At 73.8% G+C, this 26,191-nt stretch carries 21 protein-coding genes and 1 pseudogene; 11 read left to right on the top strand and 11 right to left on the bottom strand.

Going from position 1 to position 26,191, the window contains the following annotated elements:
• Positions 1-228: 228 nt before the first annotated feature.
• Positions 229-1,116 (top strand): alpha/beta fold hydrolase, encoded by an 888-nt coding sequence (locus tag KIT14_09940; GenBank protein MCW5890862.1) that lies wholly within the window; start codon positions 229-231, stop codon positions 1,114-1,116.
• Between the two features lie 230 nt (positions 1,117-1,346).
• Positions 1,347-2,582 (top strand): aspartate aminotransferase family protein, encoded by a 1,236-nt coding sequence (locus KIT14_09945; GenBank protein ID MCW5890863.1) that lies wholly within the window; start codon positions 1,347-1,349, stop codon positions 2,580-2,582.
• On the opposite strand, the gene KIT14_09950 is transcribed toward KIT14_09945, so the two are convergent.
• Genes KIT14_09950 through KIT14_09960 form a run of 3 tightly spaced genes read right to left on the bottom strand, consistent with a single transcriptional unit; the run spans position 2,564 to position 5,045 of the window.
• Positions 2,564-2,884 (bottom strand): hypothetical protein, encoded by a 321-nt coding sequence (locus tag KIT14_09950; GenBank protein ID MCW5890864.1) that lies wholly within the window; start codon positions 2,882-2,884, stop codon positions 2,564-2,566. The two genes, KIT14_09945 and KIT14_09950, sit on opposite strands and share 19 nt — an antisense overlap.
• 1 nt (position 2,885) lies before the next feature.
• The gene (locus tag KIT14_09955; GenBank protein MCW5890865.1) at positions 2,886-3,968 is read right to left on the bottom strand and encodes an acyl-CoA desaturase; all 1,083 of its coding nucleotides are present in this window, start codon (positions 3,966-3,968) and stop codon (positions 2,886-2,888) included.
• A gap of 12 nt (positions 3,969-3,980) precedes the next feature.
• The gene (locus KIT14_09960) at positions 3,981-5,045 is read right to left on the bottom strand and encodes an iron-sulfur cluster-binding domain-containing protein (protein MCW5890866.1); all 1,065 of its coding nucleotides are present in this window, start codon (positions 5,043-5,045) and stop codon (positions 3,981-3,983) included.
• Positions 5,046-5,183: 138 nt separating this feature from the next.
• Between KIT14_09960 and fabR the strand changes: the two genes are divergently transcribed.
• Positions 5,184-5,807, top strand: coding sequence for an HTH-type transcriptional repressor FabR (fabR, locus tag KIT14_09965; GenBank protein ID MCW5890867.1), 624 nt, complete (start codon positions 5,184-5,186; stop codon positions 5,805-5,807).
• A 95-nt stretch (positions 5,808-5,902) separates the two neighbouring features.
• On the opposite strand, the gene KIT14_09970 is transcribed toward fabR, so the two are convergent.
• Together KIT14_09970 and KIT14_09975 are read right to left on the bottom strand one after the other, a co-directional pair.
• Positions 5,903-8,020, bottom strand: a complete 2,118-nt coding sequence (locus tag KIT14_09970) for a molybdopterin-dependent oxidoreductase (GenBank protein ID MCW5890868.1) — start codon at positions 8,018-8,020, stop codon at positions 5,903-5,905.
• Between the two features lie 91 nt (positions 8,021-8,111).
• Positions 8,112-8,585, bottom strand: a complete 474-nt coding sequence (locus KIT14_09975) for an ester cyclase (protein ID MCW5890869.1) — start codon at positions 8,583-8,585, stop codon at positions 8,112-8,114.
• 71 nt (positions 8,586-8,656) lie between these two features.
• Between KIT14_09975 and KIT14_09980 the strand changes: the two genes are divergently transcribed.
• Complete coding sequence (locus KIT14_09980) at positions 8,657-10,111, top strand: PLP-dependent aminotransferase family protein (GenBank protein ID MCW5890870.1); 1,455 nt, start codon at positions 8,657-8,659, stop codon at positions 10,109-10,111.
• A 196-nt stretch (positions 10,112-10,307) separates the two neighbouring features.
• On the opposite strand, the gene KIT14_09985 is transcribed toward KIT14_09980, so the two are convergent.
• Positions 10,308-10,925 carry a TetR family transcriptional regulator gene (locus KIT14_09985; protein ID MCW5890871.1) on the bottom strand — a complete coding sequence of 206 codons (618 nt, stop codon included), beginning with the start codon at positions 10,923-10,925 and terminating at the stop codon, positions 10,308-10,310.
• 132 nt (positions 10,926-11,057) lie between these two features.
• Here KIT14_09985 and KIT14_09990 point away from each other — a divergent pair, with 132 nt between their 5' ends.
• Positions 11,058-11,567 carry a DUF962 domain-containing protein gene (locus KIT14_09990; GenBank protein MCW5890872.1) on the top strand — a complete coding sequence of 170 codons (510 nt, stop codon included), beginning with the start codon at positions 11,058-11,060 and terminating at the stop codon, positions 11,565-11,567.
• Here KIT14_09990 and KIT14_09995 read toward each other — a convergent pair.
• From KIT14_09995 to KIT14_10010, 4 genes are all read right to left on the bottom strand, one after another.
• Positions 11,507-14,767 carry a CusA/CzcA family heavy metal efflux RND transporter gene (locus KIT14_09995; GenBank protein MCW5890873.1) on the bottom strand — a complete coding sequence of 1,087 codons (3,261 nt, stop codon included), beginning with the start codon at positions 14,765-14,767 and terminating at the stop codon, positions 11,507-11,509. The two genes, KIT14_09990 and KIT14_09995, sit on opposite strands and share 61 nt — an antisense overlap.
• A 10-nt stretch (positions 14,768-14,777) precedes the next feature.
• Entirely contained in the window at positions 14,778-15,776 is a 999-nt protein-coding gene (locus KIT14_10000; protein ID MCW5890874.1) for an efflux RND transporter periplasmic adaptor subunit, read from the bottom strand.
• Entirely contained in the window at positions 15,773-17,107 is a 1,335-nt protein-coding gene (locus tag KIT14_10005) for a TolC family protein (protein MCW5890875.1), read from the bottom strand. The genes KIT14_10000 and KIT14_10005 overlap by 4 nt, the downstream gene beginning before the upstream one ends.
• Positions 17,108-17,197: 90 nt before the next feature.
• Entirely contained in the window at positions 17,198-17,614 is a 417-nt protein-coding gene (locus KIT14_10010) for a hypothetical protein (GenBank protein MCW5890876.1), read from the bottom strand.
• Between the two features lie 184 nt (positions 17,615-17,798).
• Between KIT14_10010 and KIT14_10015 the strand changes: the two are divergent.
• The 4 genes and pseudogenes from KIT14_10015 to KIT14_10030 all read left to right on the top strand — a co-directional run bounded on the left by KIT14_10015 (position 17,799) and on the right by KIT14_10030 (position 23,787).
• Positions 17,799-20,456: pseudogene (locus tag KIT14_10015) on the top strand (hypothetical protein).
• A gap of 627 nt (positions 20,457-21,083) precedes the next feature.
• Positions 21,084-21,710: a pyridoxamine 5'-phosphate oxidase family protein gene (locus KIT14_10020; GenBank protein MCW5890877.1), complete on the top strand. Its 627-nt coding sequence runs from the start codon at positions 21,084-21,086 to the stop codon at positions 21,708-21,710.
• A 4-nt stretch (positions 21,711-21,714) separates the two neighbouring features.
• Positions 21,715-22,098, top strand: coding sequence for a hypothetical protein (locus KIT14_10025; GenBank protein MCW5890878.1), 384 nt, complete (start codon positions 21,715-21,717; stop codon positions 22,096-22,098).
• A 72-nt stretch (positions 22,099-22,170) separates the two neighbouring features.
• Positions 22,171-23,787 carry a hypothetical protein gene (locus KIT14_10030; protein MCW5890879.1) on the top strand — a complete coding sequence of 539 codons (1,617 nt, stop codon included), beginning with the start codon at positions 22,171-22,173 and terminating at the stop codon, positions 23,785-23,787.
• A 19-nt stretch (positions 23,788-23,806) separates the two neighbouring features.
• Here the strand turns inward: KIT14_10030 and rlmJ are convergent, their stop codons facing one another.
• Positions 23,807-24,682, bottom strand: a complete 876-nt coding sequence (rlmJ, locus tag KIT14_10035) for a 23S rRNA (adenine(2030)-N(6))-methyltransferase RlmJ (GenBank protein ID MCW5890880.1) — start codon at positions 24,680-24,682, stop codon at positions 23,807-23,809.
• A gap of 84 nt (positions 24,683-24,766) precedes the next feature.
• Between rlmJ and KIT14_10040 the strand changes: the two genes are divergently transcribed.
• Both KIT14_10040 and KIT14_10045 read left to right on the top strand, forming a co-directional pair.
• On the top strand, positions 24,767-25,846 hold the full coding sequence (locus KIT14_10040; GenBank protein MCW5890881.1) for a hypothetical protein: 1,080 nt from the start codon (positions 24,767-24,769) through the stop codon (positions 25,844-25,846).
• A gap of 70 nt (positions 25,847-25,916) precedes the next feature.
• Entirely contained in the window at positions 25,917-26,174 is a 258-nt protein-coding gene (locus tag KIT14_10045) for a hypothetical protein (GenBank protein MCW5890882.1), read from the top strand.
• Positions 26,175-26,191 lie beyond the last annotated feature (17 nt).

Here is a 26,191-nt window from a genome sequence, read left to right on the forward strand (position 1 = left end):
CTCCGCACCCCGTGCGACGCGGGCGTGGTGTGGCCCGGGTGCGCCCGCACCTTCGCCGACACGATCCGGATCGAGGAGGGCATCATCCGGGGCCGTCTGGCCAAGGTCGGCGCGGAGGACCCCGGGACCCGCGGCCGCGCGTCCCCGGGATCGTCCCGCCCATCCCGGCGCGCGAACGGCTCGGCCGACTCTCGCATCGGGCGCCCCGGGGACGGTATGACCGCGGGCATGCCGCGCGCGCAGACGAACGGGATCGAGCTGGAGTACGAGGTCCACGGGCCGCCGGACGGTCGCCCGCTGCTCCTGATCCAGGGGCTCGGCATGCAGCTGATCCACTGGGACCCCGGGCTCTGCGAGCAGCTCGTGGCGCGCGGGCACCGCGTGGTGCGCTTCGACAACCGCGACGTCGGCCGCTCCACCTGGCTCGACGATCTCGGCTTTCCCAACATCGCCGCCGCCATGGGGGCGGCGGCACGGGGCGAGACGGCCGAGGCGCCGTACATCCTCGCCGACATGGCGCGCGACGTCGCCGGTCTGCTCGACGCCCTCGGCTGGGCGTCGGCGCACGTGGTCGGCGTCTCGATGGGCGGCATGATCGCGCAGACGCTCGCGATCGAGCATCCCGAGCGGGTGCGCTCGCTCACCTCGATCATGTCGTCGTCGGGGGCGCCGGGGTTGCCCGGTCCGACGGCGGAAGCGGCGATGGTCCTCATGTCCCCGCCACCGCCCGATCGCGAGGGCGCGATCGCGTCGGCCGTCACCGCCTTCCGCACGATCGGCAGCCCCGGCTATCCGATCGAGGAGGACTTCCTGCGCGCGCGCGCCGCGGCGGCGTACGACCGCGGCTTCCATCCGCTCGGCATCGGTCGCCAGCTGGCCGCGATCCTCTCGTCGGGCAGTCGGCGCGCCGGTCTCGCCGGGGTGCGGGTTCCGACCCTGGTGATCCACGGCCGGCAGGATCCGCTCGTGCCGCTCGCCTGCGGCGAGGACACGGCGGGCGCCGTTCCGGGTGCGCGCCTCGAGGTGATCGACGGCATGGGCCACGACCTGCCGCCGGCGCTCTGGCCGCGGCTCGTCGAGCTGATCAGCGAGCACACGCGCCGCGCCGACGCCTGAGGTCGCGGCGTCGAGACGCGGACCCGCGCCGTCTGGCCGTCGGCGCACGATACCGAGCCGCTGCCGTCCGCGGTCTGGTAGAAGGCCGACCAGCCGCGCAGGTCGAACGCGAGCGTGCTGACCGTGTCGGCGGCCGCGGTCGTGGCCGCGAGCAGGACGAGGCGGCTATCCGGGGCGATGGTCCCCGCAACGGCTTTCCCGCGGCGGCGCCGCCGCGCTACGGAGACGCCATGCCCCTTCCCGAGCACGGCCTGCCTGCGGCGGAGGTCCTGGAGCGTCTCGAAGCCCTGCGCACCGGCGACGTCGACTGGCGCGCCGGCCGCGCGTTCTCGCTCGCCTACTCCGCGGGCCCGGAGGTCCACGACCTCCAGCGCGACGCCTACGCCCGCTTCATGACCGAGAACGCGCTCAACACCGACGCCTTCCCGAGCCTCGCGCGCATGCAGCGCGAGGTCGTGGGCGTCGTGACGGAATGGCTGCACGGCGACGACGAGGCCGGCGGCTTCATGACCTCGGGCGGCACCGAGTCGCTGCTCATGGCCGTGCTGGCGGCGCGCGAGCGGGGGCGCATCGAGCGCGGGATCGGGGAGCCCGAGATGGTGCTGCCCGCGAGCGCGCACGCCGCCTTCGAGAAGGGCGCGCACTACTTCGGCGTGCGCTCCGTGCGCGTCCCCGTGGGGCCCGACTGGCGCGCCGATCCCGCGGCGATGGCGGCGGCGATCACCGACCGCACGGTGCTGCTCGCCGCCTCCGCGCCGCAGTACCCGCATGGCGTGATCGATCCGATCGCCGACGTCGCTGCGCTCGCCGCGGCACGCGGCATCGCGTGCCACGTCGACGCCTGCATGGGCGGTGCCGCGCTGCCGTTCCTCGAGCGCCTGGGCGAGCCCGTGCCGGCGTGGGACTTTCGCGTCCCCGGCGTGACGTCGATCTCGGTCGACCTGCACAAGTTCGGCTACACGGCGAAAGGCGCGTCGGTGATCGTGCACCGCACGCGCGCGCTGCGCCGCTTCCAGACGTTCGTCACCGACAACTGGCTCGGCGGGCTGTACGGCTCGTCGGGCGTCCTCGGCACGAAATCGGGCGGCGCGATCGCGGCGGCGTGGGCGGTCCTGCACCACCTCGGCGCCGACGGCTACCTGCGGCTCACGCGCAGCGCACGCGCGACCACGAAGCGGCTCGTCGCCGCGCTGCGGGCGATGCCCGGCGTCGAGGTACGCGGCGATCCGGCGACCATGCTCGTCGCGTTCGGCTTCGCCGACGTCGACGCGTTCGCGGTCGGCGACGCGCTCCGGCGGCGCGGCTGGTACGTCGACAAGCAGGGGCCGCCCGCGAGCCTCCACTGCACCGTCAACGCCGTGCACGCGGAGGTGCTCGACGCGTTCCTCGTCGCGCTCGGCGAGGCGGTCGCCGAGGCGCGGCGCGCGGCGCCGGGCGGGGCGGGGAGCTACGGCACCGTCGAGTGATCGGGCGCGTCGCCGACGTTGCGCCGCACGGCCTCGTGGCCCTCGATCGCCTCGAAGACGTGCGACGCGAGCCCGCCGATCTCGCGATTGATGCGCCGGATCGCGTCGTAGACGGCGCCGACGGCCTGCGTACCGCCGTCGCGTACGCGCGCCGCCGCGTCGCCGACGGGGCCGCCCGCGGGCACGGCATCGAACGGCACGGCGAGGATCGCCTCGTGGATGCGCTGGACGGCGGTCGTGCCGCGGTCGATCGCTTCCTCGACGAGATCCTTCACGGCTTCGATCTGGAGCATGGTCGACATCTCAGGCCTCCACGGGCGCGGGGCTGCCGCCGAAGGACGGCAGGCTGTGGGTGGCGATGCGCTTCACGACCGACCAGAGCTGCGCCGCGAACGAGCCGGTGTTGTAGTGCTGGCCGTAGCGGTCGCAGATCGCGCGCACGCGCGGCGCCATCTCGGCGTAGCGGCGGGCGGGGACGTCGGGGAAGAGGTGGTGCTCGATCTGGTGGCTCAGGTTGCCGGTGAGGAGGTGGAAGAGGGAGCCGCCCTCGAGGTTGCTCGAGCCGCGCAGCTGGCGGACGTACCAGTGGCCGCGTGACTCGTCCTCGAGCACCGACTCGGGGAACACCTCGACGTCGGCGGTGAAGTGGCCGCAGAAGATGACGGCGAACGCCCAGACGTTGCGGACGAGGTTGGCGGTGAGGTTGCCGAGGAAGACGGCCGGCGCGGCGGGCCCGGCGAGCAACGGGAAGACGACGTAGTCCTTGGCCAGCTTGCGCGCCGCCTTCTTCGCGACCGGCGCGAGGCCGCGTGCGACGTCGGCCGGGCGGCGCTCGCCGTCGGGCCCCAGGTCGGCGTCGTGGATCGCCACGCCCCACTGGAACACGAGCGCGAGCCCGCCGGCGTAGAGGAGCTGCGGCAGGTTCGCCGGCGACCACGGCTGCTCGGGGAAGACGCGCAGCAGGCCGTAGCCGATGTCGCGGTCCTTCCCGAGGACGTTCGTGTAGGTGTGGTGCGTCAGGTTGTGGGTGCGTCGCCAGCCGTCGGCGGGGCAGACGTTGTCCCACTCGAACGTCTGCGAGTGCAGGGTCGGGTCCTGCATCCAATCGTACTGCCCGTGCATGACGTTGTGCCCGAGCTCCATGTTGTCGACGATCTTCGAGAGCGCGAGGAGCCCGGTGCCGGCGAGCCACGCCGGCGGAAGGAGCCCGAAGAAGAGCAGGCCGCGGCCCGCCGCGCCGCTGTAGCGCATGAACGCGCGCACGCGCCGCACGTACGCGGCGTCGGCCTCGCCGACGTCGGCGAGCACCTCGTCGCGGAGCGCATCCAGCTCGCGGCCGAAGGCCTGGAGCTCCTGTGGTGAGAGGGCGCGCGAACGGCTCGACATGGTGGGGTCTCCTCAGACGGCGAGGACGAGATCGGTGCGGGCGCGGACGGCGCACAGCTGGATCGGCTCGTCGATCTCGTGGCGGGTGGTGCCGGTGCGCAGCTCCTCGACCGCGCCGGCCGCGAGCGTGCAGGTGCACTGGCGGCAGATGCCGGCGCGGCAGCCGTGCGCGGGCCGCAGGCCGGCGGCTTCGAGCTCGACCAGCAGGCTGCGCTCACCGGGGACGGTGACGGTGCGGCCGCTGCGCGTGCAGGCGACGGCGACCGGCCCGGCGCCTGCGGCGGCGGCGCGCGGCGCGCCGAACCACTCGCGCCGCAGCTGCGTCGTCAGGCCGGCCGCGTCCCAATGTGCGGCGACGGCGGCAGTGAGCGCGTCGGGGCCGCAGACGTAGGCGCGACGCGCAGCCCAGTCCGGAGCCAGGGCGCGCAGCCCGTCGCCGGAGAAGCGTGCCATGCCGTCGCGCGTGAAGGCGGTATGGACGCGCAGGCCGGGGAGCCGCGCGGGCAGCGCGCCCAGCTCGTTGCGCGCGATCAGCTCCGCTGGCCGCGGTGCCCAGCAGAGGAGGACGACGTCGCGCCGCGCGCCGCGCGCCGCGAGCGTGCGCAGCATGGAGAGGAAGGGCGTCAGCCCGGTGCCGCCGGCGAGGAGGAGCAGCGGCGCGCGCGGATCGTCGGGCAGCACGAAGTCGCCCTGCGCCTGCCCGAGCTCGACGATCGCGCCCGGCCGCACCCGATCGTGCAGCGCGCCGGTCACGCGCCCGTCGGGCTGTCGTGCGATGGTGAGCCGCAGCGTGGGCTCGTCCTCGCCGCCGGCGAGGGAGAACGTGCGCGTGAGCCGGCGTCCGTCGACCTCGACGGTGACGGTCGCATGCTGCCCGGCGCGGAAGCCGCGCCACCGCCGGTTCGGTCGCAGCACGAACGTGCGCACGCGAGGCGTCTCCGCCTGCACCGCCTCGACGCGGGCGCGCACCCGCTCCACGGCGAAGAGTGGATCGAGGTGCTGGAGCCAGAATTCCAGCGTGGCCGGATCGACGAGACGCCGGGCCACGCCGGCGAGCTTTCGTGGACGCCCGCGCATGACCGACCTCCTACCCCCTCCCGGAGAGTCGGTCAACACTTGTTCACTGAGAATGAGCGCGAGGCAGAAAAATTAAGTCGCAAAGGGACGATTCCGTGAACGATCGTGCTCGAAATGATACGGCTCCGAGGCGTGAGCGTGCGGATCGAACGCAAGCTGCATACGCGCCAGGCGCTCCTCGACGCCGCCCTCGGGCTCATGGGCGAGGGTCGTGGCTTCGGCGCGCTGTCGCTGCGCGAGGTGGCCCGCGCGGCGCACGTCGTGCCGACCGCGTTCTATCGCCACTTCCGCGACATGGACGAGCTCGGCCTGACGCTCGTCGACGAGACCTTCCTCACGCTGCGCCGGCTGATGCGCGAAGCCCGCCAGGCGGCGCGCAGCGGCCATGACATGCGAACCGAATCGGTGCGCGTCTACGTCGGGTTCGTGCGCGAGCACCGCCGCGTCTTCGAGTTCGTCGTGCGCGAGCGCCACGGTGGCACGCCGAGCGTGCGGATGCAGATCGCGCGCGAGATCCGCTTCATCACCCAGGACCTCGCCGACGACCTGTCGGCGCTGCCGGCCCTGCGGCACCTCGATCGCAGCGCGCGCGAGACGGTCGCGCACCTCATCGTCGGTGCGGTGGCGACCATGACCGGCGAGCTGCTCGATCTCCCACCCGGTCCGGGTGCCGAGGAGGCGGAGCGCGCGTTGGCGGAGCGCGCGGTCGCGCAGCTGACGGTCGTCATGCGCGGCGCGGCGACGCTCGGCACGCCGCCGTGACGCTGTGCGCCCGAGCCGATCGACGTCTCGGCGCAGGCCGTCGCGGCGGCGCGTGCGCCGGCGCCGGATGCGGCTCCGGAGGCCCCGTCGCCGGGCTACGCCGTCGCCGCGCGCAGGCGCACCGGCACGCCGTTCAGGACCGATTGTCCGACGATCGCCTCGACCTCCGCGTCGTCCGTCCAGTCGTTCGCCGACACGCCGGGGTGCGCGCCGGCGACGCGCTGCCAGCGCGCGCTCGCGGCGTGGCCCCAGCCGTGCGGCAGGCTGACGACCCCCGGGAGCATCTCGTCCGACACGCGCACGCGCACCGTGCCGGCATGCACGCGGCTCTCCAACACCGCGTCGGTGCCGTCGGCGACGCCGGCGCGGCGCGCGTCGTCGGGGTGCACGAGCAGGACGCAGCGGTCGCGGCCGCTCACCATGGCGGGCACGTTGTGCATCCACGAGTTGTTCGAGCGCAGATCGCGCCGGCCGATCAGGCGCAGCATGTCGCCCGCCGGCCGCGCGACGTCGGTCTCGAGGACGCCCAGCCCGTGCAGGATCGGCGGCGCGGCCAGCTGCATGCGGCCGCTGCGGTGGAACACGCGGTGGGCGACGCCGGCGCGCGGCGGCCCGAGGTCGAGCCCGTGCGGGGCGGCGCGCAGCCGCCGCATGGTGAGGCCGCGCGACCAGGGGAGGAAGCGGTCGCCGTGCGGGCCCAGGCGCAGGACGAGGCCCGTGGTCGAGGTCGGATGCCACCGCAGGCCGACGCGCGCGCCGAGCCGATAGGCCGCGTCCAGCGCCCGCATGCCCATCGGGCCACCGCCGAGGCGCAGGGCGAGCGCGAGCAGAATCTCCCAGTCGGCACGCTCGTCCGCGCCGCGCGCGACCACCGGCGGCGACCAGCGTGCGACGGTGCGCACCGCGAAGCTCGCGACCAGCACGTCGACGTGGTCCTCGGCCAGCGCCCATGCGGGGGGAAGGATGACGTCGGCGTGGCGGGTCGTCTCGTTGACGTACAGGTCGATGCAGGCGACGAAGTCGAGCTGGCGGATGGCGGCCTCGACGCGGCGGCCGTTCGGCAGCGACAGCACCGGGTTGCCGGCGTAGGTGAGCAGCGCGCGGATCTGGCCGTCGCCGGGCGTCTCGATCTCGTCGGCGAGCGTGGCGCCGGGGAGGTCGCCGAGGGTCTCCGGGAGCCCGCGCACGCGGCTGCGCCAGCGGCCGTGGCCGTCGCCGAGAAAGCGGCCGAGGCGCGCGGTGTCGACGACCGGCTCGGGGAAGATCGCGCCGCCGATCGCGCCCAGGCGGCCGCCGGCGAGGTTCAAAAGGTCCGTCGCCCACTGCGAGAGGGTGCCGTGGTGCGCGTTGCAGGTGCCGATGCGCGAGTACGCGCTGCCCGACGGGGCGTCGGCGAACTCGAGCGCGAGCCGCTCGATGGTGGCGGCGGGCACCCCCGTGAAGCCGGCCACCCGCTCGGGCGCGAACGCGCCGAGCCGCGCGACGACCGCCTCCCAGCCGTCGGCGGCGCGGGCGATCGCCGCCGCGTCGACGCGACCGCGCGCCGCGAGCACCTGCACCATGGCGAGCAGGAGCGCGGCGTCGGTGCCGGGGCGGATCGGCACGTGCTCGTCGGCGATCCTCGCCGTCTCGGAGCGCCGCGGATCGACGACGACGAGCCGCCCGCCGCGGCGGCGCAGCGCGTGCAGCCGCTCCTTGAAGTTCGGCGCGCTGACGAAGCTGCCGTTCGACACCACCGGGTTCGCGCCGATGCAGAGGAGGTACTGCGTGCGGTCGACGTCGGGCACGGGCACGACGAGCGACGCGCCGTAGAGGTAGTACGACGCCGCGAAGCGCGGCGCGGTGTCCTGCGAGCTGGCGCTGTAGGCGTTGCGCGTGCCGAGCGCCCGGAGCAGGGCGGCGCGCAGGAGCAGGGCGCCGTGGTTGTGGACGACGGGATTGCCGATGTAGACGCCCACCGCGTCGCCGCCGTGCGCGCGTTTCACCGCGAGCAGCCGCTCGGCCACGAGATCCAGCGCCGCGTCCCAGCCGATGGGCTCGAAGTCGCCGCTCTTCGTGCGGCGCAGGGGCGTGCGCAGGCGATCGGGGTCGTGATGCACGTCGGCGATCGCGAGGCCCTTCGGGCACACCCAGCCCCTGGAGCACGGGTCGTCCGGGTCGCCGGCCACGCGCACGATGCGGTCGCCGGCGACGTCGAAGCGCAGGCCGCACATCGCCTCGCAGAGCGTGCAGGTGCGGAACACGGTGCGGTCGGCGACGACGGCACGATCGCCGGATGCGCGCGTCGGCAGGGCGACGGCCACGTCAGGCCTCCAGGGCGGCGTGCGGGACGGTGCGGAAGGGCGCCAGCGCGGCGTCGACCTCGTGCACGGACAGGCCGAGCTGCGTGCACAGGGCGTGCAGGTCGAAGTGGAAGCGCTCGCCGGCGAGGAGCCCGTCGCGCACGGTGAAGATGGAGCACATCGGCAGCCGGGCGGTGCGGTCGGTGGGCGGCAGCGGGCCGAGCGGGCCGCGCAGCGTGAGACGGACGTCGCCCCAGCAGACCACCGCGTCGCCGTCGGCGGCGAGGCCCTCGAGCAGGACGGTGTAGTCGGGGAAGGCTGCGAAGAACGCCGTCAGATGGAGCGCCGTCTCGCCCGCGCCCTGCGAGCGGGTGCCGAAGGGGATGGTCTCGAGCACGAAATCCGGGTGACAGACGCGCAGCGCCGCCGCAACGTCGCCGCGGCTCTTCGCGATGCAGTAGGTGCGGACGAGGGCCTCGGGGCCGATGCTCTCCATGCTGCCGGAGTAGCCGCGGGCGTGGCTATTTGAAACGGCCAATTCCGGCGCGCAGGGTGAGGCCACTTTCGATGGTCCTCCGACTCGACGGCAGCGGTCCGCTCTGGCGCCAGCTCTATCGCGCGCTGCGTGACGCGATCGTCGCGGGGCGCCTCGCGCCGGGCGCCCGGGCGCCGGCCACGCGGGCCCTGTCTGCGGAGCTCGGCCTGTCGCGGACGACCGTCCTGCTCGCCTACGACCAGCTGCTCGCCGAGGGCTACCTCGCCGGCCGCCGCGGTGCGGGCACGTTCGTCGGCGAGGGGGTCGCCTCGGAGCCGCGTACGTCGCGCGACGTGGGATCGCCCGCCGTGCCGTTGTCGCGCTTCGCGGCGCGCCTGCTCGCCGATCGCCGGCGGCCGTTGCTCTCGGCGTACGCGAGCGAGCGGCCCGGCCTGCCGTACGACTTCCGCTACGGTCTCGCGACGCTCCAGGACTTCCCGGTCGAGACCTGGCAGCGCTGTCTCGGCCGGCGCGCGCGCCGCGCGCCGCTTCGCGCCTACGACTACGGCCCGCCGCAGGGATCGCCCGCGCTGCGTACGGCGCTCGCCGGCTACCTCGGGCGTGCCCGCGGCGTCGCCTGCGACCCGGAGCAGATCATCGTCGTCAGCGGCTCGCAGCAGGGGCTCGACCTCGCGGCCCGTGTGCTCGTCGACCCCGGCGCCGCCGTGGCCGTCGAGGAGCCGGGGTACGAGGGCGCGCGCGGCGCGTTCCGCGCCATCGGCGCGAAGCTGGCGCCGATCCCGGTCGACGCGGACGGCCTCGATCCGGCGGCGCTCGCGAACCGGCGGCTGCGTGTCGTGCACGTGACGCCGTCGCACCAGTACCCGCTCGGCGGCGTGATGTCGTGGCCGCGGCGCGCGGCCCTGCTCGCGTGGGCCGAGCAGGCCGGCGCGTGGATCCTCGAAGACGACTACGATGGCGAGTTCCGCCTCGACGGCCGCCCGCTGCAGGCGCTGAAGGGCGTCGACGCCGCCGGGCGCGTCGTCTATCTCGGCACGTTCTCGAAGGTGCTCTTCCCGGCGCTGCGGCTCGGCTACGTCGTCCTGCCGCCGCCGCTCGTCGAGCCGTTCCTGCGCGCGAAGCTGGTCGCCGACGGCGGCAGCCCGCGCCTCGAGCAGGACGCGCTGGCCGACTTCCTCACGAGCGGTGCGTTCGAGCGTCACGTCGGCCGCGCCCGCACGCGCCATCGCGAGCGCCGGGCCGCGCTGCTGGCCGCGCTGGCGACGCACCTCGGCGAGCGCGTGGAGGTCGTCGGCGCCGCGGCGGGCCTGCACGTGGTGGCATGGATGCGCGACCTCGCGCCGTCGCGCACCGGCACGCTCGTGCGCCGCGCCGCCGCGGCGGGCGTCGGCGTCTACTCGATCACGCCGCATTACCTGACGCCGCCGCCGCGGGCGGGCTTCATCCTCGGCTACGGCGGTCTCACGCCGGCGGCGATCCGCGACGGGGTGAGGCGGCTGGCGGCGGTGATCGACGAGGTGGGGTGACGCGGACGGTCCTACGCCCGGCGGTGCCGTGCGGACGACGCGCAGCCGGCGACGCGACGTTTGGGCCGACCCGGGCGGCGTCGCCTGCACGCTCCGGTAGCCGTCGCTCGGACACCGGCACGACCGCGACGTCGAGCTCCCTGCGATCATCTCCTCCCGCGCCGGCGTCTCACGGGCGGGACCCGGCGCACGAGGGTCACTCGACGAGATATCGCGCCGCCAGCGCAGCGATCTCGTCGATCAGCGCCGGGTCGCGCAGGCGGTCCGGGTACTCGAGCACCGCCGCGTTCGTCACCGCCTCGAGGGCCTGGACGACGACGAAGGCCGCGAGATCGAGGTCGCCGACGCGCAGGTCGACGCGGCGCAGCGCGAGCAGCTCGCGGACCACGAGGGTGACGCGGCGGATCTCCTCCTGGCGTTGCGCCGTGCGGCCGGCGGCGGGCAGCCCGTCGAGGAAGACGCGGTGGAGGTTGCGGTCGACCGTGTCGGCTTCGAGCAGGATCGCGACGATCTCGCGCAGCGCCTCCGGGACCGGACGCTCGGCGAAGGCGACCAGCACCGCCGCCAGGCGGGCCATCGTCTGCTCCGCATGGCGGTCGATCAGCTCGCCGAGGATCGCCTCCTTGCTCGGGAAGTACTGGTACAGCGAGCCGACGCTGACGCCGGCCAGCTCGGCGATCTGGTTCGTGGTGACGCGCGCGAGGTCGCCGCCGGCGAGCAGGCGGGCGGCGGCTTCGAGGATGGCGTCGACGGTCGCCTGCGAGCGCTGCTGGCGGGCTTCCTTGCGGGGACGGGTCGGCGTGCGGCGGGGCATGATGCGAGTCGGGTCTGCCGCGGGGCGTCCCACAGCGCCGGAACGCTTGCAAGTCGCAGGCTTGCGACCCCGCCCGGGGGCCGGCGAATGCGAGTTGGCCGAGGCGCGGGCGCCCCGTATCTCCGATCCCCGATGCGCACGCTCGACGCCTGGCTCGCCGCGTACGGCGAGAGTCACCGCAACCCGGCCAACGAAACCATCCACCGCATCGTCGTCCCCATCATCTATCTCGACGTGCTCGGGCTCCTGCGCGCGATCCCGCTCGGGGGCTCGCTCGACGGCGCCGCGATCGGCGCCGCTCTCGTGCTCCTCTACTACCTGTACTACCTGCGGCTCTCGCCGGCGCTCGCGGCGGGCATGGCGGTGTTCACCGGCGCGGGGCTCGCCGCGCTCGCGGCCCTGCACGCGGTGCTCGGCGGTTGGTACGTGGCGGCGCTGGCCGGCGTGTTCGTGGTCGCCTGGATCGCGCAGTTCGTCGGCCACGGCATCGAGGGACGCAAGCCCTCGTTCACCCAGGACGTGCAGTTCTTCCTCATCGGACCGTTGTGGGTGCTCGCCGACGTCTACCGCCGCTGCGGCGGTCAGCCGAGCGTCGCCTCCCCGCTGTCGCGGCGGACGACCGGGCCCGCGAAGAGCGCATAGAGCGCGGGCAGCACGACGAGCGTCAGCGCGGTGCAGGTGACGAGGCCGCCAATGACGACCGTGGCCAGCGGGCGCTGCACCTCGGCGCCGGTGCCGGTCGCGAGCGCCATCGGCACGAAGCCGAGCGAGGCGACGAGCGCCGTCATCAGCACCGGCCGCAGGCGCGTGAGCGCACCGTCGTGGACGGCGTCGTCCGTCGCGCGGCCCTGCGTGCGCAGCTCGTTGATGAACGTCACCAGCACGAGGCCGTTCAGGACGGCGATGCCGGAGAGGGCGATGAAGCCGACGGCGGCGGAGATGGAGAACGGCATGCCGCGCAGCCAGAGGCTCACGATGCCGCCCGTCAGGGCCAGCGGCACGCCCGAGAACACGATGGCCGACTGGCGCACCGAGCCGAACGTGCCGAAGAGGAGCAGCCCGATGACCGCGAAGCACGCGGGCACCACGACGAGCAGGCGCGCTTTCGCCTGCACCAGGTTCTCGAACTGGCCGCCCCAGGCGAGCCAGCTGCCGGCCGGCATCGCGACGCCGCCCGCGATGCGCGCCTGCGCGTCGGCCACGAAGGAGCCGATGTCGCGGCCGCGGACGTTCGCCTGCACCACGATGCGACGCTTGCCGTTCTCGCGGCTCACCTGGTTCGGGCCTTCGGTCTGGACGAGGTCGGCGACCGCGCCGAGCGCCAGGAACCCGAAGCGCGACGGCGCGCTGCCGCGCTCCCGGCCCCGCGCCACCTCTTCGTCGTGCGCCGGCAGCGGGATCGGCAGTGCCGCGAGGCGCTCCACGTCGGTGCGCACGTCGTCGGCGAGGCGTACGACCACGTCGAAGCGGCGGTCGCCTTCGAACAGCTGGCCGGCCGTGCGCCCGCCGACGCCGATCGCGATCGCGTCCTGCACGTCGGCGACGGTGAGGCCGTTGCGGGCGATGGCTTCGCGGTCGGGGTCGACGCTGAGCGTCGGCAGACCCTCGACCTGCTCGACGCGTACGTCGGCGGCGCCGGGCGTCTCGGCGAGCAGGCGGCCGATCTGCTGCGCCAGCGGCAGCAGGGCGTCGAGATCGTCGCCGAAGAGCTTCACGGCGACGTCGCTGCGCACGCCGGCGATCAGCTCGTTGAAGCGCATCTGGATCGGCTGCGTGAACTCGAAGCTGCTGCCGAGCGTGGCGCCGAGCGCCCGTTCGATGCGGCGGCGGACGTCCTCCTTCGTGTCCGAGGGGTCGGGCCAGTCGGCGCGTGGCTGGAGGACGACGAAGGTGTCGGCGACGTTCGGCGGCATCGGGTCGGCGCCCGTCTCGGCCGTGCCGACCTTCGAGAACACGAACGCGACCTCGGGCACGGTGGCGATGACGCGCTCGAGGTCGGTCTGCATGCGCGACGACTGCGCGAGGCCGGTGCTCGGGATGCGCAGGGCGTGGATCGCGATGTCGAGCTCGGCCAGCGTGGGCACGAACTCCTGCCCGAGCCGCCCGAAGAGCAGCAACGAGGCCGCGAAGAGCGCGACCGCCGTGGCCACGACGCTGCGGCGCCAGCGCAGCGCCCAGCCCAGCGCCGGCGCGTACAGGCGCCGGGCCCAGCGCAGGACGACGTGCTCGCGCTCCTCGACGCGGCCGGTGATGCACAGCGCCACCATCGCCGGGATGAAGGTCAGCGACAGGACGAACGCGGCGCCGAGGGCGAGCATCACCGTGATCGCCATCGGGCGGAACATCTTCCCCTCGACGCCGGTGAGGAAGAGGATCGGCACGTAGACGGTGATGATGATCGCCTCGCCGAAGGCGGTGGCGCTGCGCACCTGGCGGCTGGCGTCGAACACGACGCGGAGCCGCTCGGCGCGCGTGAGGACGCGGCCGAGCTCGTGCTGCCGCTCGGCGAGGTGGCGCAGGCAATTCTCGACGATGATCACCGCACCGTCGACGATGAGCCCGAAGTCGATGGCGCCGAGGCTCATGAGGTTGCCGCTGATGCGGCCTTCGACCATGCCGATGGCGGTCAGCAGCATCGACAGCGGGATGGCGAGCGCCGTCAGCAGCGCGGCGCGCAGGTTGCCGAGCAGCACCATCAGCACGACGACGACGAGGATCGCGCCCTCGGCGAGATTGGTGCGCACCGTGGCGACGGTCGCGTCGACCAGCGTCGTGCGATCCAGCACCGTCTTGGCGCGGATGCCCGGGGGAAGCGTGGCGTTCACGGCGACCATCTTCTCGTCGACGGCCCGCGCGACGGTGCGGCTGTTGGCGCCGATCAGCATGAGCGCCGTGCCGACGACGACCTCGTGTCCGTTCTCGCTCGCGCTGCCGGTCCGCGGCTCGGGGCCGACGGCGACGCGGGCGACGTCGCGCACGCGGATCGGAACGCCGCCGCGCTCGGTGATCGCGATGTCCGCGAGCTGCTCGGGCGTCTCCAGCCGGCCCGTCGCGCGCACCTGATGCGCTTCGCCGTTGTGCTCGATGAAGCCGGCGCCGGTGCTGACGTTGTTGCGCTCGAGCGCGGCCAGGAGATCGGCGAACGTGAGCCCGTAGGCGACCAGCAGCTCCGGATCGGGCGTGACGACGTACTGCTTCACGAAGCCGCCGATGGCGTCGACGCCGGCGACGCCGGGCACGCCGACGAGCTGCGGGCGGATGATCCAGTCCTGCACCGTGCGCAGGTAGATCGCGCGCTCGACGTCGGTGGCGAGCACGGCGCCCTCGGGCGTGCGGAAGCTGCCGTCCGGCTGCCACCCGGGTCGGCCGTCGGCCGCCGGAGCGCCGGCGCCGTCCGGGTGCTCGTACTCGATGGTCCACATGTAGATCTCGCCGAGCCCGGTCGAGATCGGACCCATCTGCGGATCGGCTCCGGGCGGCAGGGTCGCGCGCAGCGGCGCCAGACGCTCGGCGACCTGCTGGCGCGCGAAGTAGACGTCGACGTCGTCGCCGAAGACGGCCGTCACCTGGGAGAAGCCGTTGCGCGAGAGCGAGCGCGTCTCGACCAACCCGGGGATGCCGGCGAGCGCCGTCTCGATCGGGAAGGTGACCTGCTGCTCGATCTCGCCGGGCGACAGCGCCGGCGCGATCGTGCTCACCTGCACCTGGTTGTTGGTGATGTCGGGCACCGCGTCGATGGGGAGGCGCGTGAGCTCGTGGACGCCGTAGGCCGCGGCCACGAGGGTCAGCATCACCACCAGCCAGCGGTGGACGATGGAGAAGCGGAGGACCCGTTCCAGCATCGGCCCGCTCCTAGTGTGCGTGCTCGGCCGCGCCCTTGCCGGCCTCGGCCTTCAAGAGGAACGTGCTCGTGACCGCGATCGGATCGCCCGGCGCGAGCCCGTCGAGCACCTCGACGAGCGTGTCGCCGGCGCGGCCGAGGACGACGTGGCGGATGGCGAAGCCGTCGCCCCGGTCGACGAACGCGACGGTCTGGCCTTCGATCGTCTGCACCGCGTCGCGCGGGATCGCGAGCGGCACCGGCACGGGCCGGAGCGCGCGCACGGTCGCGAAGATGCCGGGGCGCCAGGCGCCGCCCGGGTTCGGCAGCACGACCCGCGCCGTGGCGGTGCGCGTGGGGACGTCGACGACGGGCGTCAGATAGGTGACGGTGCCGAGCGCGGTCGGGCCGCCGGGCCCGGCGGAGACGCGCACGGCCTGGCCCAGCCGGACGTCGTCGAGATTGCGCTGGAAGACGCTCGCGTCGACCCACACCTGCGAGAGGTCGGCGATGACGAACGCCTGCTTCTCGCGATCGATGGCCTCGCCGCGCGTCAGGTGCTTCTCGATGACGGTGCCGTCGGTGAGGGTCACGAGCGGGTAGGGCGCGAGGCTCTCGCTGCTCTCGATCGTCGCCAGGACGTCGCCGCTCTTCACGCGGTCGCCGACGTTCTTGCGTACGTCCTTCACGATGCCCGGGAAGCGCGGCACGATGTGCGCGAGGCGGTCGCCGTCGGGCCGCACCTCGGCCGGCAGGTCGACGCCGAGGTCGAGCTCGCCCGGCCCGGCGGGCGCCGTGGTGATGCCGTAGCGCGCGCGCTGCGCGGGGGTGACGTGGATCTCGTTGCGGTGCTCGTCGTGTCCGGCGCCGCCGTGCGCCGTCTCGTGGTCGTGGCCGGCGGGCGCGTCGCCGTGATCGTGATCGTGATCGTGGCCGGCGACGGCGTCGCCGTCGGCCGCCGTGTGCCCGCCGCCGCAGCCCGGGAGGGCGAGCAGCAGCACCAGCCCGCAGGCCAGGAGTCGTGTCGTCATGGCCGGGCCTCCTCCGCCGTGGGCTCGCCGGCGATCGGCGTGCCGCTGAGTCGCTCCACGTCGACGCGGGCGGCGTGGTAGGTCGCGAGCGCCTGGACGTACTGGTCGCGCACCGCGAACAGGGTGCGCTGCGCGTCGAGCACCTCGAGCCAGCGGTAGAGCCCGCGGGCGTAGGCGTCGCTCGCGCCGTCGAAGACCGCGCGCGCGCGCGGGATCACCCGGTCGCGCAGCGAGACCACCTGGTCCCAGGCCGCGTGGAACTCCTGGTACGCGCGGCCGAGCGCGCCGCGCACCGACGCCTCGGCGGCGGCGCGCTCGGCCTTCGCCTTCGCGAGCCGCTCGTGCGCCTCGCGGACGCCGCCCTGGTTGCGGTCGAAGATGGGCAGCGGGATCGACAGCTCGACCACCGCACCGCTGGTGTCGTCCTCGTCGAAGTGCCGCCCGCCGACGCCGACCGTGATGTCGGGGATGCCCCGCGCCCGCTCGAGCTCGATCGCGGCGCTGCGCTGCTCGAGCTCCGTGGTCCAGCGTGCGAGGTCGGGATTGGCGTCGACGCGGGCGAGGAACTCGGCTTCGGGCGCGGGGGCGGTCACGCGTGCGAGGTCGCCGCGCACGGCCGTGAAGGTCACGCGCTCCGCGCCGAAGGTCGCCGCCAGCGTCGCCTTCGCGGCCGCGACGTCGTGCTCGATCTGCACGCGCTCGAGGCGCGTGCGGTCGAGCGCGACCTCGGCGCGGTCCCGCTCGATCGGCGACACCGCACCCGCCGCCACCTGATCGCCAACCGTGCGCACCGACGCCGCGGCGACGCGCACCAGCTCGTCGGCGAGCGCCAGCCGTTCCTGCGCCGCGAGCGTGGCCACGAAGGCCTTCGTCACCTCGGCGAGGACGGTCGCGCGCCGGGCCTCGTAGTCCCAGCCCGCGAGGTCGCGCTCGAGGCTGGCGACGCGCTGCCGCTTCGCGCGCTTGCCGCCGAGCTCGACGAGCTGGGCGAGGCTGATCGTCGTCTGCGCGCTGTGGAAGGCGGCGCGCCGGCCGCTGCCGCCGAAGTCTTCGAGGTCGGTCCGCAGCACCGGGTTCGGCAGCAGGCCGGCCTGGAGGGTCGCGGCTTCGCGGGCGCGCACCTCGGCGGAGAACGCGGCCAGCTCGGGGCTGCGCACGAGCGCCGCGGCGACGGCGTCGCGCAGCGTGATCGCGCCGGACGGCGCCGGCGCGGCCGCCGCCTCGGGCGGCGACGCCGGCATCGCCGCGTCGCGAGCCAGCGCGGGTGGGGCGGTGCAGGCCAGCGCGGCCAGCAACGCCATGGGTCGAACCATCGGGACGAGCGCGTCCATGGACATCCTCCGGAGAAAGAGTCGAGCCGTGCCGGCGCGAGCGCGCCGGCGGGACGCGTCGCGGAGCCGCGACGCGCGGAGGATGGCGGCTCAGTTGCGGAGGACGACGGTGCGACGGGCCACGAGGCGCGCCTCGCTGCCGGCGGTGGCGCGGGTCAGCAGCGGCTGCGCGGCCGGGGTGGCGACGGCGGGCGGCGGCACCAGGCCCACCAGGGCCGGGGTTGCGACGACGTCGTCGCCGGCCCGCGACAGCGCCCGCCCGGCGGTCTCGCCGAGGGCGATGTCGGTGCAGGGATGGCCGTTGCACGGCGCCCCGAGCCCGGCGTCGTGGTCCGCCTCATGATGGCGGCGGGCTTCCGCCTCACACGTACCTGCATGGGCGGTCTCGAGGGCGACGTGGCCGTCGGACGCGACGCAGAGCACGGTCTCGAACGCCAACGCGGCGCCGCCCAGCTGGAGCAGCAGACAGAGCCACGCGATCACGCGGATGGGGCGGAGTCGGAGCACGACGGCGACGTTCTCGCGGGGCACTGTAGCGGAGGCCATCGCAGGTGGGAAACCGCGCCACCCTCCCGGCGCGGTACGCCGTTCAGGTGTGCCCCGCGGCGATTCGGGCATTCCCCGATTGCAAACACCGGAGGCCGCCACGCATGGTCCCGACATGCTTGGCTTCGCGCGACGTTCTCGGGGGATGCTCGCGGCCACGGCCGCGGGGCTCGGCGCGCTGCTCCTCGCCGGTGCACCGCGGGCCGCCGCCCAGAGCTTCGTCAACTTCGAATCGGGGCAGACGCGTCCCCTCGCGCTCTCCCCCGACGGCAGCCGGCTGTTCGCGGTCAACACGCCGGACAACCGGCTCGAGATCTTCACGATCGACGCCGCGGGCCTCACCCGCACCGGGTCGGTTCCCGTCGGCCTCGAGCCGATCGCCGTCGCCGCGCGCTCCGACGGCGAGGTCTGGGTCGTCAACCTGCTCTCCGACTCGGTGAGCATCGTCGACGTCGCCGCGAGCCCGCCGCGCGTGGTGCGCACGCTCCTCACCTGCGACGAGCCGCGCGACATCGTCTTCGCCGGCCCCGGCAACGGACGAGCGTTCGTCACCACCGCGCGCCGCGGCCAGAACTGTCCGGTGCCGGACCAGCCGGCGGCGACCAGCACGCCGCGCGCGATCGTGCAGGTATTCGACGTCGTCACCAGCCTCGACGCCACCTTCGAGGGCACCCCGATCGCCAACGTGGCGCTGTTCGGCGACAGCCCGCGCGCGCTCGCGCGCAGCGCCGACGGCAGCACCGTCTACGCCGCCGTCTTCCAGTCCGGCAACCAGACGACCGCCATCAGCGAGGCCGTGGTCTGCGACGGCGGCGCCGGCGCGCCGCCGTGCGGTCCGGGCGGCGTGTTCCCGGGCGGCCTGCCGGCGCCGAACCTGGACAAGCACGGCGACCGCGGCCCCGAGGTCGGCCTCATCGTGCGCTACGATCCGCAGACGGCCGTCTGGGCCGATCCGCTCGGCCGCAGCTGGAACGCCGCCGTGCGCTTCACGCTGCCCGATCTCGACGTCTTCGCGATCGACGCGAACGCGCCGGTGCCGGTGGAGACGGCGAGCTTCCCGCACGTCGGCACCGTGCTCTTCAACATCGCGACCAACCCGGTGAGCGGCAAGGTCTACGTCAGCAACACCGAGGCGCGGAACGAGGTCCGCTTCGAGGGACCGGGCACGTTCTTCGGCAGCACCACCGTGCAGGGGCATCTGCACGAGGCGCGCATCACCGTCATCGACGGCAGCAGCGTCACGCCGCGCCACCTGAACAAGCACATCGACTATGCGGTCCGCCCGGCCCCGCCCGGCGTGAAGGAGAAGAGCCTGGCGCAGCCGGTGGAGATGGTGGTGTCGAGCGACGGCACGACGCTCTACGTGGCGGCGTTCGGCTCGTCGAAGGTCGGCGTCTTCGACACCGTCGCGCTCGAGAACGACACGTTCATGCCGTCGGCCGCGGACCACATCCCGGTGAGCGGCGGCGGTCCGACCGGGCTCGTGCTCGACGAGGCCCGCAACCGCCTCTACGTCTTCACGCGCTTCGACAACGCGGTATCGGTGATCGACCTCGCGACGCGCACCGAGCGCGCCCACGTGCCGGTGTACACGCCGGAGCCGCCGCAGGTCCGCGCCGGGCGGCGGTTCCTGTACGACGCCGCCTACACGTCGAGCAACGGCGAGGCGTCGTGCGCCAGCTGCCACGTCTTCGGCGACCTCGACCACCTCGCGTGGGATCTCGGCAACCCCGACGACGAGACCATCCCGAACCCGATCCCGGTGCGCATTCCGCCGCTGCTCGGCACCTTCGTCGACTTCCATCCGCTGAAGGGCCCGATGACGACGCAGAGCCTGCGCGGCATGGCCAACCACGGGTCGATGCACTGGCGCGGCGACCGCACGGGCGGCAACGATCCCGGCGGGAATCCGTTCGACGAGGAGGTCGCGTTCAAGAAGTTCAACCCGGCGTTCGTCGGGCTCATCGGTCGTGAGACCGAGCTCACCGATGCCGAGATGCAGGCCTTCACCGACTTCGTCCTCGGCGTCACCTATCCGCCGAACCCGTTCCGGCGCCTCGACAACGCCCTGCGCGCGAACGAGCAGGCCGGCCGCGACCTCTACTTCGGTCGCAACACCGACGTGCTCTTCAACTGCAACGGCTGCCACCGCCTCGACCGCGCCGCCGGCTTCTTCGGCAGCGACGGGTTCTCGACCTTCGAGGGCGAGACGCAGATGTTCAAGGTCCCGCACCTCCGCAACGTCTACACCAAGATCGGCATGTTCCGCTCCGCCGGCGCCAACCCGAACCTGCCGCAGGTGCGCGGCTACGGCGTGCTCCACGACGGCAGCGTCGACACGGTGGCGAACTTCCTCAGCGCCTCGGTCTTCTCGCTGTCGATCGCGGAGGAGAACGACCTCCAGCGTTTCATGTTCGTGTTCGACTCGAACCTGTTCCCGATCGCCGGCCAGCAGGTGACGCTCGACGGCGTGACGGCCGCCGACGCGGGGAGCCGTCTCGATCTCATGCTCGCGCGCGACGACCGGGGGGAGTGCGAGGTGATCGTCCACGGCGTCGTCGCCGGCGAGGCCCGCGGCGGCTACCGGCGCGCCGACGGCTTCTTCCAGATGGACCGCGCGACGGACGTCCGCACCGCCGCGTCGCTGCGCGCGCTGGCGATGGTGCCGGGCCAGGCGCAGACCTTCACCTGCGCGCCCCCGGGAACGGCGGTGCGCATGGCCGTCGACCGCGACGAGGACAGCTTCCTCGATCGCGACGAGCTCGACGCGGGCAGCGACCCGGCCGACGCCTCCAGCACGCCGCTCGCGCCGATCGTCGCCACCGCCTTCAAGATGAACGACGACGCGAAGCCGCCGCTCGACCTGCGCAAGCGACGACTGACCTTCCGCTCCGCGGGCGTCCGCAACGTGCCGCAGCCGATCGTCGTCCCGGCGTGGGGCAGCGCCGGCGATCCGACGCTGGCGGGCTCGGCCGACGGCGCCTTCCTCGCCGTCTCCGGCGGGAGCGCCGGCGTCGTGATCCCGCTGCCGGCCGGGCGTTGGACGCGGATCGGCACGGCGGTGAAGCCGGGCTACAAGTACCTCGATCGCCGCGGCGAGGCGGGGCCGATCACCACCATCACGCTGCGCAACGGCGCCCTCAAGATCATGGGGAAGGGCGACGGCCTCCTGCCGCTCGCGGGCGCGCCCCTCGGCGTGGCCAGCCTGCGGCTCCAGCTCGACCCGAGCGCCGGCTACTGCGCGACCGCGCCGGCCAAGACCCCGGCGGCGAAGAACGACACGCCGGCGAAGTTCCTGGGCGTGGCGAAGTCGCCCGCACCCGCGGCCTGCGCGCCGCTGCCCTGACCCGGCGCCGCCCCGGCCCGCACGCGCGGGCCGGGGCGGGCGGCGACTGTTGCCCCTCGGGCGGGGCCGTGGACTTATGGGCGCATGACGTCCACCGATCCGCACCGCATCGACAGCGTGGAGGCCCTGCGGGCGATCGTCGGCGCGCCCGGCACGGCGACCGAGGCCAAGATCGAGCCCGTGGTCGGTGAGTTCGCGCGTGCCTTCATCGCGCGCTCGCCGTTCCTGCTCATGGCCACCGCGGACGCCGAGGGGCGTCTCGACGTCTCGCCGAAGGGCGACGGCCCGGGCTTCGTCGCCGTCCCCGACGCGCGCACGCTGCTCGTGCCGGATCGCACCGGCAACCGGCTCGTCTTCGGTCTCCAGAACATCCTCGCGAACCCGCATGTCGGGCTCGTCTTCCTCGTGCCGGGGACCGGCGAGACCCTGCGTGTGAACGGGCGTGCCGAGCTGACGCGCGATCCCGCCGTCTGCGAGCGTCTCGCGGCGCGCGGCAAGCCGGCGCTGCTCGCCATCCGGGTCACCGTGGAGGAGTGCTTCTTCCACTGCGCCAAGGCCTTCCTGCGCTCGCAGCTGTGGCGGCCCGAGGCCTGGCCGCCGCCCGAGAAGGTCTCGTTCGGGCGCATGATGGCGCGCAAGTTCGGCGGCGACGACGCGATGGCGACCTCGATCGACCAGATGATCGACGAGGACTACCGCAACAACCTCTGACGCCGTGGAGCGCTTCCTGCCTCGATCGCGCAGCGCGCGACTCGTCCTGCGGACGGTCGGGGCCGTCGTCTGCTTCGTCATCGCGGCGCTGCTGAGCGTCCTGCCCGGACCGGCGTTCGTGTTCTGGATCGCCGGGTTCGTGCTGCTCGGATTCAGCGCCGGGCAGATCCTGCTCTCGGTGCACGCGGTGCAGGAGGTTTTGCACCGCCGCGTGCCCTACGCCGATCGGCTGCCGCGCCTGCGCAAGCACCAGATCCGCCGCATGCTCCGGCACCGCTGGGTGCGGGCCATCGACCGTCTCTCGAAGCGCCACGAGCGCCGCGTCCAGCGGCGCAAGGCGCGGGCCGCCGAAGCGGCGGCGCAGGCACGCCGCCGGGCCGCGGGCTGAGCCGCTCGCGCAGGCGCCGGGGCATGCGAGGGATGACACGGCTCCGGGCGATGTGTGAGATTGGCCGCCGAGATGCGCTCCCGTGCGGTCGCGGTCCTCGCCGTCCTGCTGTTGGCCACGGTGGCGGCCGCGGCGGGGAAGGGGCGCCGCGGCGCGCTGACGCTGAAGGTCGCGGGCGGTCCGCCGCCGGCGAAGACGCTGCGGCAGCTGGCGCTCCTCGGCGCCGACACGGGCGAGGTCGTCGCGGTCGACGGCATCGGCAAGCGCGCCAAGACGGTGCTGCGCCCGGCCCCCGGCGTGCTGTTCGCGGCCGTCGCCGACGTCGGCGCGCGCGGCGCGCGCAGCGGCGTCAGTCGCGTGTTCCGCGTCGATCCGGCGCTCGCGGCCGTCGCCACCGTGAAGCCGCTGCGCGGGCCGGGGGCGGTCGCCGCCACGGCGGCCGTGGCCGGCGTGACGTCGGCCACGGGCAGCCCCGGCGGGGGACTCGTCGTCACCATGGGCAGCATCCCCGTCGAGGGCGGATCGGGCCGGACGGGCTCGATCGCGGCCGGCCTGCTCACCGGCGTGTTCGACGCGACCCACGACGCGGGCACCCGCTGGGTGAACACCGACCAGCGCTTCCTCGACGCGCACGCGCGCGAGCTGCAGCTTCAGGCCGACGGCAAGCTCGACCCGTCGACGCCGGTGCGCGACGAGCTGCTGACCCCGAACGCGCGCGTCGAGGGCGACCTCGCGATCGACGGCGGCCACATGACGGGGGAGATCCGTATCGTCGATCCGGCCACCGGCGACGTGATCCACCGCATCCCCGTCGACCGCGACTTCGACAAGGACTCCATCGACGATCTCAGGAAGCTGCTCGGCGATCTCTCCGACGAGCTGATCAAGAAGATCCTAGACCTGCTCCCGACGACCACCACGACGTCGACCAGCACGATGACCACCTCCACCACGACGACCACGACGATCGCGACCACCACCACGACGGTGACCATGACGACCGTCGTCACCACCACCGTCCCGACCACCACGACCACGTCGTCCTCGACCACGTCGACGACCGTGCTCTGCGGCGGCGGGCTCGTCGCGTCCGTCGAGGTCTTCTACGACATCCTGGGTTCGTCGCAGGCGCAGTCGGGGGGCAACCTCGACCCGAAGACGTTCGACACCGGTCCCGTGACCCTGCCGCTCGGATCCGCGGGCGGGTCCGACACCCAGGAGTACACCCTCCACTCGATGCGCGGCACCGCCGAGGCGTTCGCCAACGGCGCCGTCACCTGGGATCTCGGGCGCTGTCAGCTCCACGCCAGCGGCACCTTCGGCGAGAAGAGCCAGGGCGGCAGCGAGACCACGGTCGCGACCACCGGCCTCGACGCCCGCTTCCAAATCAAGCTCAAGGTGAAGCAGCAGACGCCGTTCACGTTGACGGGGCACGTGAAGGCGTCGGGTACGCCCAACACGGGCCCGCCGCTCCAGCGCTACCTCAAGTGCACGGGGCACTTCGGCGAGGCCGACGGCAACATCCAGAGCCCCTCGGGGATCGCGATCCCGTTCGGCGAGACGTCGTCGCTACATCCGGACGACGAGTACGTCCTGCTCTGCGCGGTGGTCCGCGGCGGCTCGAGCACCGTGCTCGGCGACGACGACGCCGATCTCGAGTGGAGCTGGACGATCACGCTCGGCAGCTGAGCGCGCGGTCGTACCGGGCTCAGGCCGCCGTCGGCCCGAACGCGCGCAGGCGCAGCGACCAGACCCCCGGGAACGTGGCGCAGTGCGCGGCGACCGCCGGCGCCGCCGCGGCGACGCGCGCGGCGACGTCGGCCGGCGCGTGGATCAGCAGCATGCCGCTGCCGTTCAAGCGGCGCCGCTGGTGCTCGAGCGGCGTCGTCACCAGCTCCGCGGCGACACCGGTCACGCCGCCGGCGGCGAGCCGGTCCATCATCGCGTTCGGCCGCGTGAGGCTCTTCAGCGGATACCAGAGGAGCAGGCACGCGCGCGGATGGCGGCGTGCCGCGGCCGCGACCGTCTCCGGCACGTCGTGCCAGTCGCCCTTGCGCGACCACGGCGGATCGACGAACGCGACCACGGTCCGCGCGCGGCTCGAGGCGGCGCCGAGCGCGTCGTCCAGGGCTGCGAGGCCGTCGGCGGTGGTGATGCGCGTGTGGCCGTCGTCCAGCACCGACGCGAGCCGCGCCGCCGCCTTGGCGTCGCGCTCCCAGAGCGCGAGCGGCGCGTCGGGTCCGAGGATCGTGCGCGCGAGCAGCGGCGAGCCGGGATGGTTCGTCGGCCGGGCGTCGCCGCGTCCGTGCGCGCGGCAGATAGCGAGGTAGCGCTCGAGCGCCGGCGCCGCCGCCGTCCACAGCCGCCCGATGCCCAGGGTCCACTCGCCGGTCGCCGCGAGCGGGTAGCGTCCCTCGCCGGCGTGCGTCTCGACGTACGCCGCCCGTGCCCCCGTCGCCGCGACCTGCGCGAGCACCTCGACCAGGACGACGTGCTTCCATACGTCGCCGACGTTGCCGGCGTGGAGGCGGTGGCTGTAGTCGGGCGGGGTGCCCTCGGACGCGTAGCGCGAGCGGTCGGCCATCGCGGAAACCTACGCCGGCGCGGCCGCAGTGGCGAACCGGGGCGCGGATTGACGCGCCGGCCCCGCCCGCGGCACACCCGGCGCATGCTCTCGTCGATGGACGACTATCCGCTGCACCAGATCTCGGAGCCGATCCGCTTCGCGGGGACCAGCGACCGCAACTTCTACGACCGCTACTACTTCAACCTGCACGGCTCGAGCGACGAGCTCTTCCTCGTCATGGGCTTCGGGCAGTATCCGAACCTCGCCGTGCAGGACGCGTTCGCGGTCGTGCGCCGCGGCGACAAGCACGTCGTCGTGCGCGCCTCGCGCGAGCTCGGCGACCGCATGGACACGCGCACCGGGCCGTTCCGCGTCGAGGTGGTGCAGCCGCTCGAGCAGCTGCGCGCGGTGCTCGAGCCGACGGAGCACGGGCTGTCGTTCGATCTCACCTGGCGCGGCGCGATCCCCGCGTTCCTCGAGCCGCGCCAGTACATGCGCAAGTACGGCCGCGTCCTCTTCGACACGCAGCGGTTCGCGCAGACCGGCTACTGGGCGGGCACGCTCACCGTCGCCGGCGAGACCTTCGCCGTCACGCCCGACCGCTGGAAGGGCACGCGCGACCGCTCGTGGGGCGTGCGCCCCGTGGGCGAGGCGGAGCATCCGGGCATCCGGCAGGGCGAGGGGCAGCTCACCGGGATGTGGAACTACGCGCCGATGCAGTTCGACGACTTCTCCATCCTCTACATCCTGAACGAGCAGGACGACGGCCAGCGGCCGCTCGAGGAGGCGGTGCGCATCTGGGCCGATCCGGCCAAGCCCGTCGAGTGGCTCGGCCGTCCCGAGCATCGGCACCGGCTGCGCGAGGGGACGCGGATGATCGAGTCGGGCAGCGTGCTGTCCTTCCCGCAGGCGCCCGGCGGCGGCTTCGACGTCCACGTCGAGCACCTCACGCACTGCTACCTGGCCGTCGGCACCGGCTACGGCATGGAGTCCGACTGGCGCCACGGCATGTACCAGGGGCCGCTCGTCGTGCAGGGGCTCGAGCGCGACATGGCGGAGCTCGACACGTGGGGCTGGGTCGGCGTCGTCGACCACGCGGCGCGCTTCCGTCTCGGCGACCTCGTCGGCTACGGGCTCCACGAGCACGGCTTCTTCGGATCGTACGCGCGCTACGGCCTGTGAAGCCGTCCGGGCTGGGATGCCCCGGGGGAAAGATGCTACAGGCCCATGACTCGAATCGAGGAGGTGACGCATGACGCACACCACGCTCCGGACGGCCTCGCTCGTGGCGGGCGCCCTGCTGCTCATGGGCACCGCCGCGCTCGCGGCGGACCCGGCCCTGCCGACCTGTGCGCAGGTGCAGGACGTGCAGCGCGAGCTGGGCTCCATGGCCAGCGAGGCCGAGATCGCGCGGCGGCTCGATACGAACGTCGAGCTCGTCCAGAAGTGCCTCGCCACGCCCGGCGAGAAGGTTCCGAAGCAGGAGACGCTCGGCGACGACGGCGAGTAGGGCGGATCGCGCGACCG

It is taken from the genome of bacterium, assembly GCA_026129405.1.
Classification (GTDB): domain Bacteria; phylum Desulfobacterota; class Binatia; order DP-6; family DP-6; genus JAHCID01.

Bases quoted from the DNA above. Each gene is read 5' to 3' on its own strand.
- KIT14_09940 (MCW5890862.1), top strand. From the start codon at position 229: ATGCCGCGCGCGCAGACGAACGGGATCGAGCTGGAGTACGAGGTCCAC.
- KIT14_09945 (MCW5890863.1), top strand. From the start codon at position 1,347: ATGCCCCTTCCCGAGCACGGCCTGCCTGCGGCGGAGGTCCTGGAGCGT.
- KIT14_09950 (MCW5890864.1), bottom strand. From the start codon at position 2,884: ATGTCGACCATGCTCCAGATCGAAGCCGTGAAGGATCTCGTCGAGGAA.
- KIT14_09955 (MCW5890865.1), bottom strand. From the start codon at position 3,968: ATGTCGAGCCGTTCGCGCGCCCTCTCACCACAGGAGCTCCAGGCCTTC.
- KIT14_09960 (MCW5890866.1), bottom strand. From the start codon at position 5,045: ATGCGCGGGCGTCCACGAAAGCTCGCCGGCGTGGCCCGGCGTCTCGTC.
- KIT14_09970 (MCW5890868.1), bottom strand. From the start codon at position 8,020: ATGTGCGGCCTGCGCTTCGACGTCGCCGGCGACCGCATCGTGCGCGTG.
- KIT14_09975 (MCW5890869.1), bottom strand. From the start codon at position 8,585: ATGGAGAGCATCGGCCCCGAGGCCCTCGTCCGCACCTACTGCATCGCG.
- KIT14_09980 (MCW5890870.1), top strand. From the start codon at position 8,657: ATGGTCCTCCGACTCGACGGCAGCGGTCCGCTCTGGCGCCAGCTCTAT.
- KIT14_09985 (MCW5890871.1), bottom strand. From the start codon at position 10,925: ATGCCCCGCCGCACGCCGACCCGTCCCCGCAAGGAAGCCCGCCAGCAG.
- KIT14_09990 (MCW5890872.1), top strand. From the start codon at position 11,058: ATGCGCACGCTCGACGCCTGGCTCGCCGCGTACGGCGAGAGTCACCGC.
- KIT14_09995 (MCW5890873.1), bottom strand. From the start codon at position 14,767: ATGCTGGAACGGGTCCTCCGCTTCTCCATCGTCCACCGCTGGCTGGTG.
- KIT14_10000 (MCW5890874.1), bottom strand. From the start codon at position 15,776: ATGACGACACGACTCCTGGCCTGCGGGCTGGTGCTGCTGCTCGCCCTC.
- KIT14_10005 (MCW5890875.1), bottom strand. From the start codon at position 17,107: ATGGACGCGCTCGTCCCGATGGTTCGACCCATGGCGTTGCTGGCCGCG.
- KIT14_10020 (MCW5890877.1), top strand. From the start codon at position 21,084: ATGACGTCCACCGATCCGCACCGCATCGACAGCGTGGAGGCCCTGCGG.
- KIT14_10030 (MCW5890879.1), top strand. From the start codon at position 22,171: ATGCGCTCCCGTGCGGTCGCGGTCCTCGCCGTCCTGCTGTTGGCCACG.
- rlmJ (MCW5890880.1), bottom strand. From the start codon at position 24,682: ATGGCCGACCGCTCGCGCTACGCGTCCGAGGGCACCCCGCCCGACTAC.
- KIT14_10040 (MCW5890881.1), top strand. From the start codon at position 24,767: ATGCTCTCGTCGATGGACGACTATCCGCTGCACCAGATCTCGGAGCCG.
- KIT14_10045 (MCW5890882.1), top strand. From the start codon at position 25,917: ATGACGCACACCACGCTCCGGACGGCCTCGCTCGTGGCGGGCGCCCTG.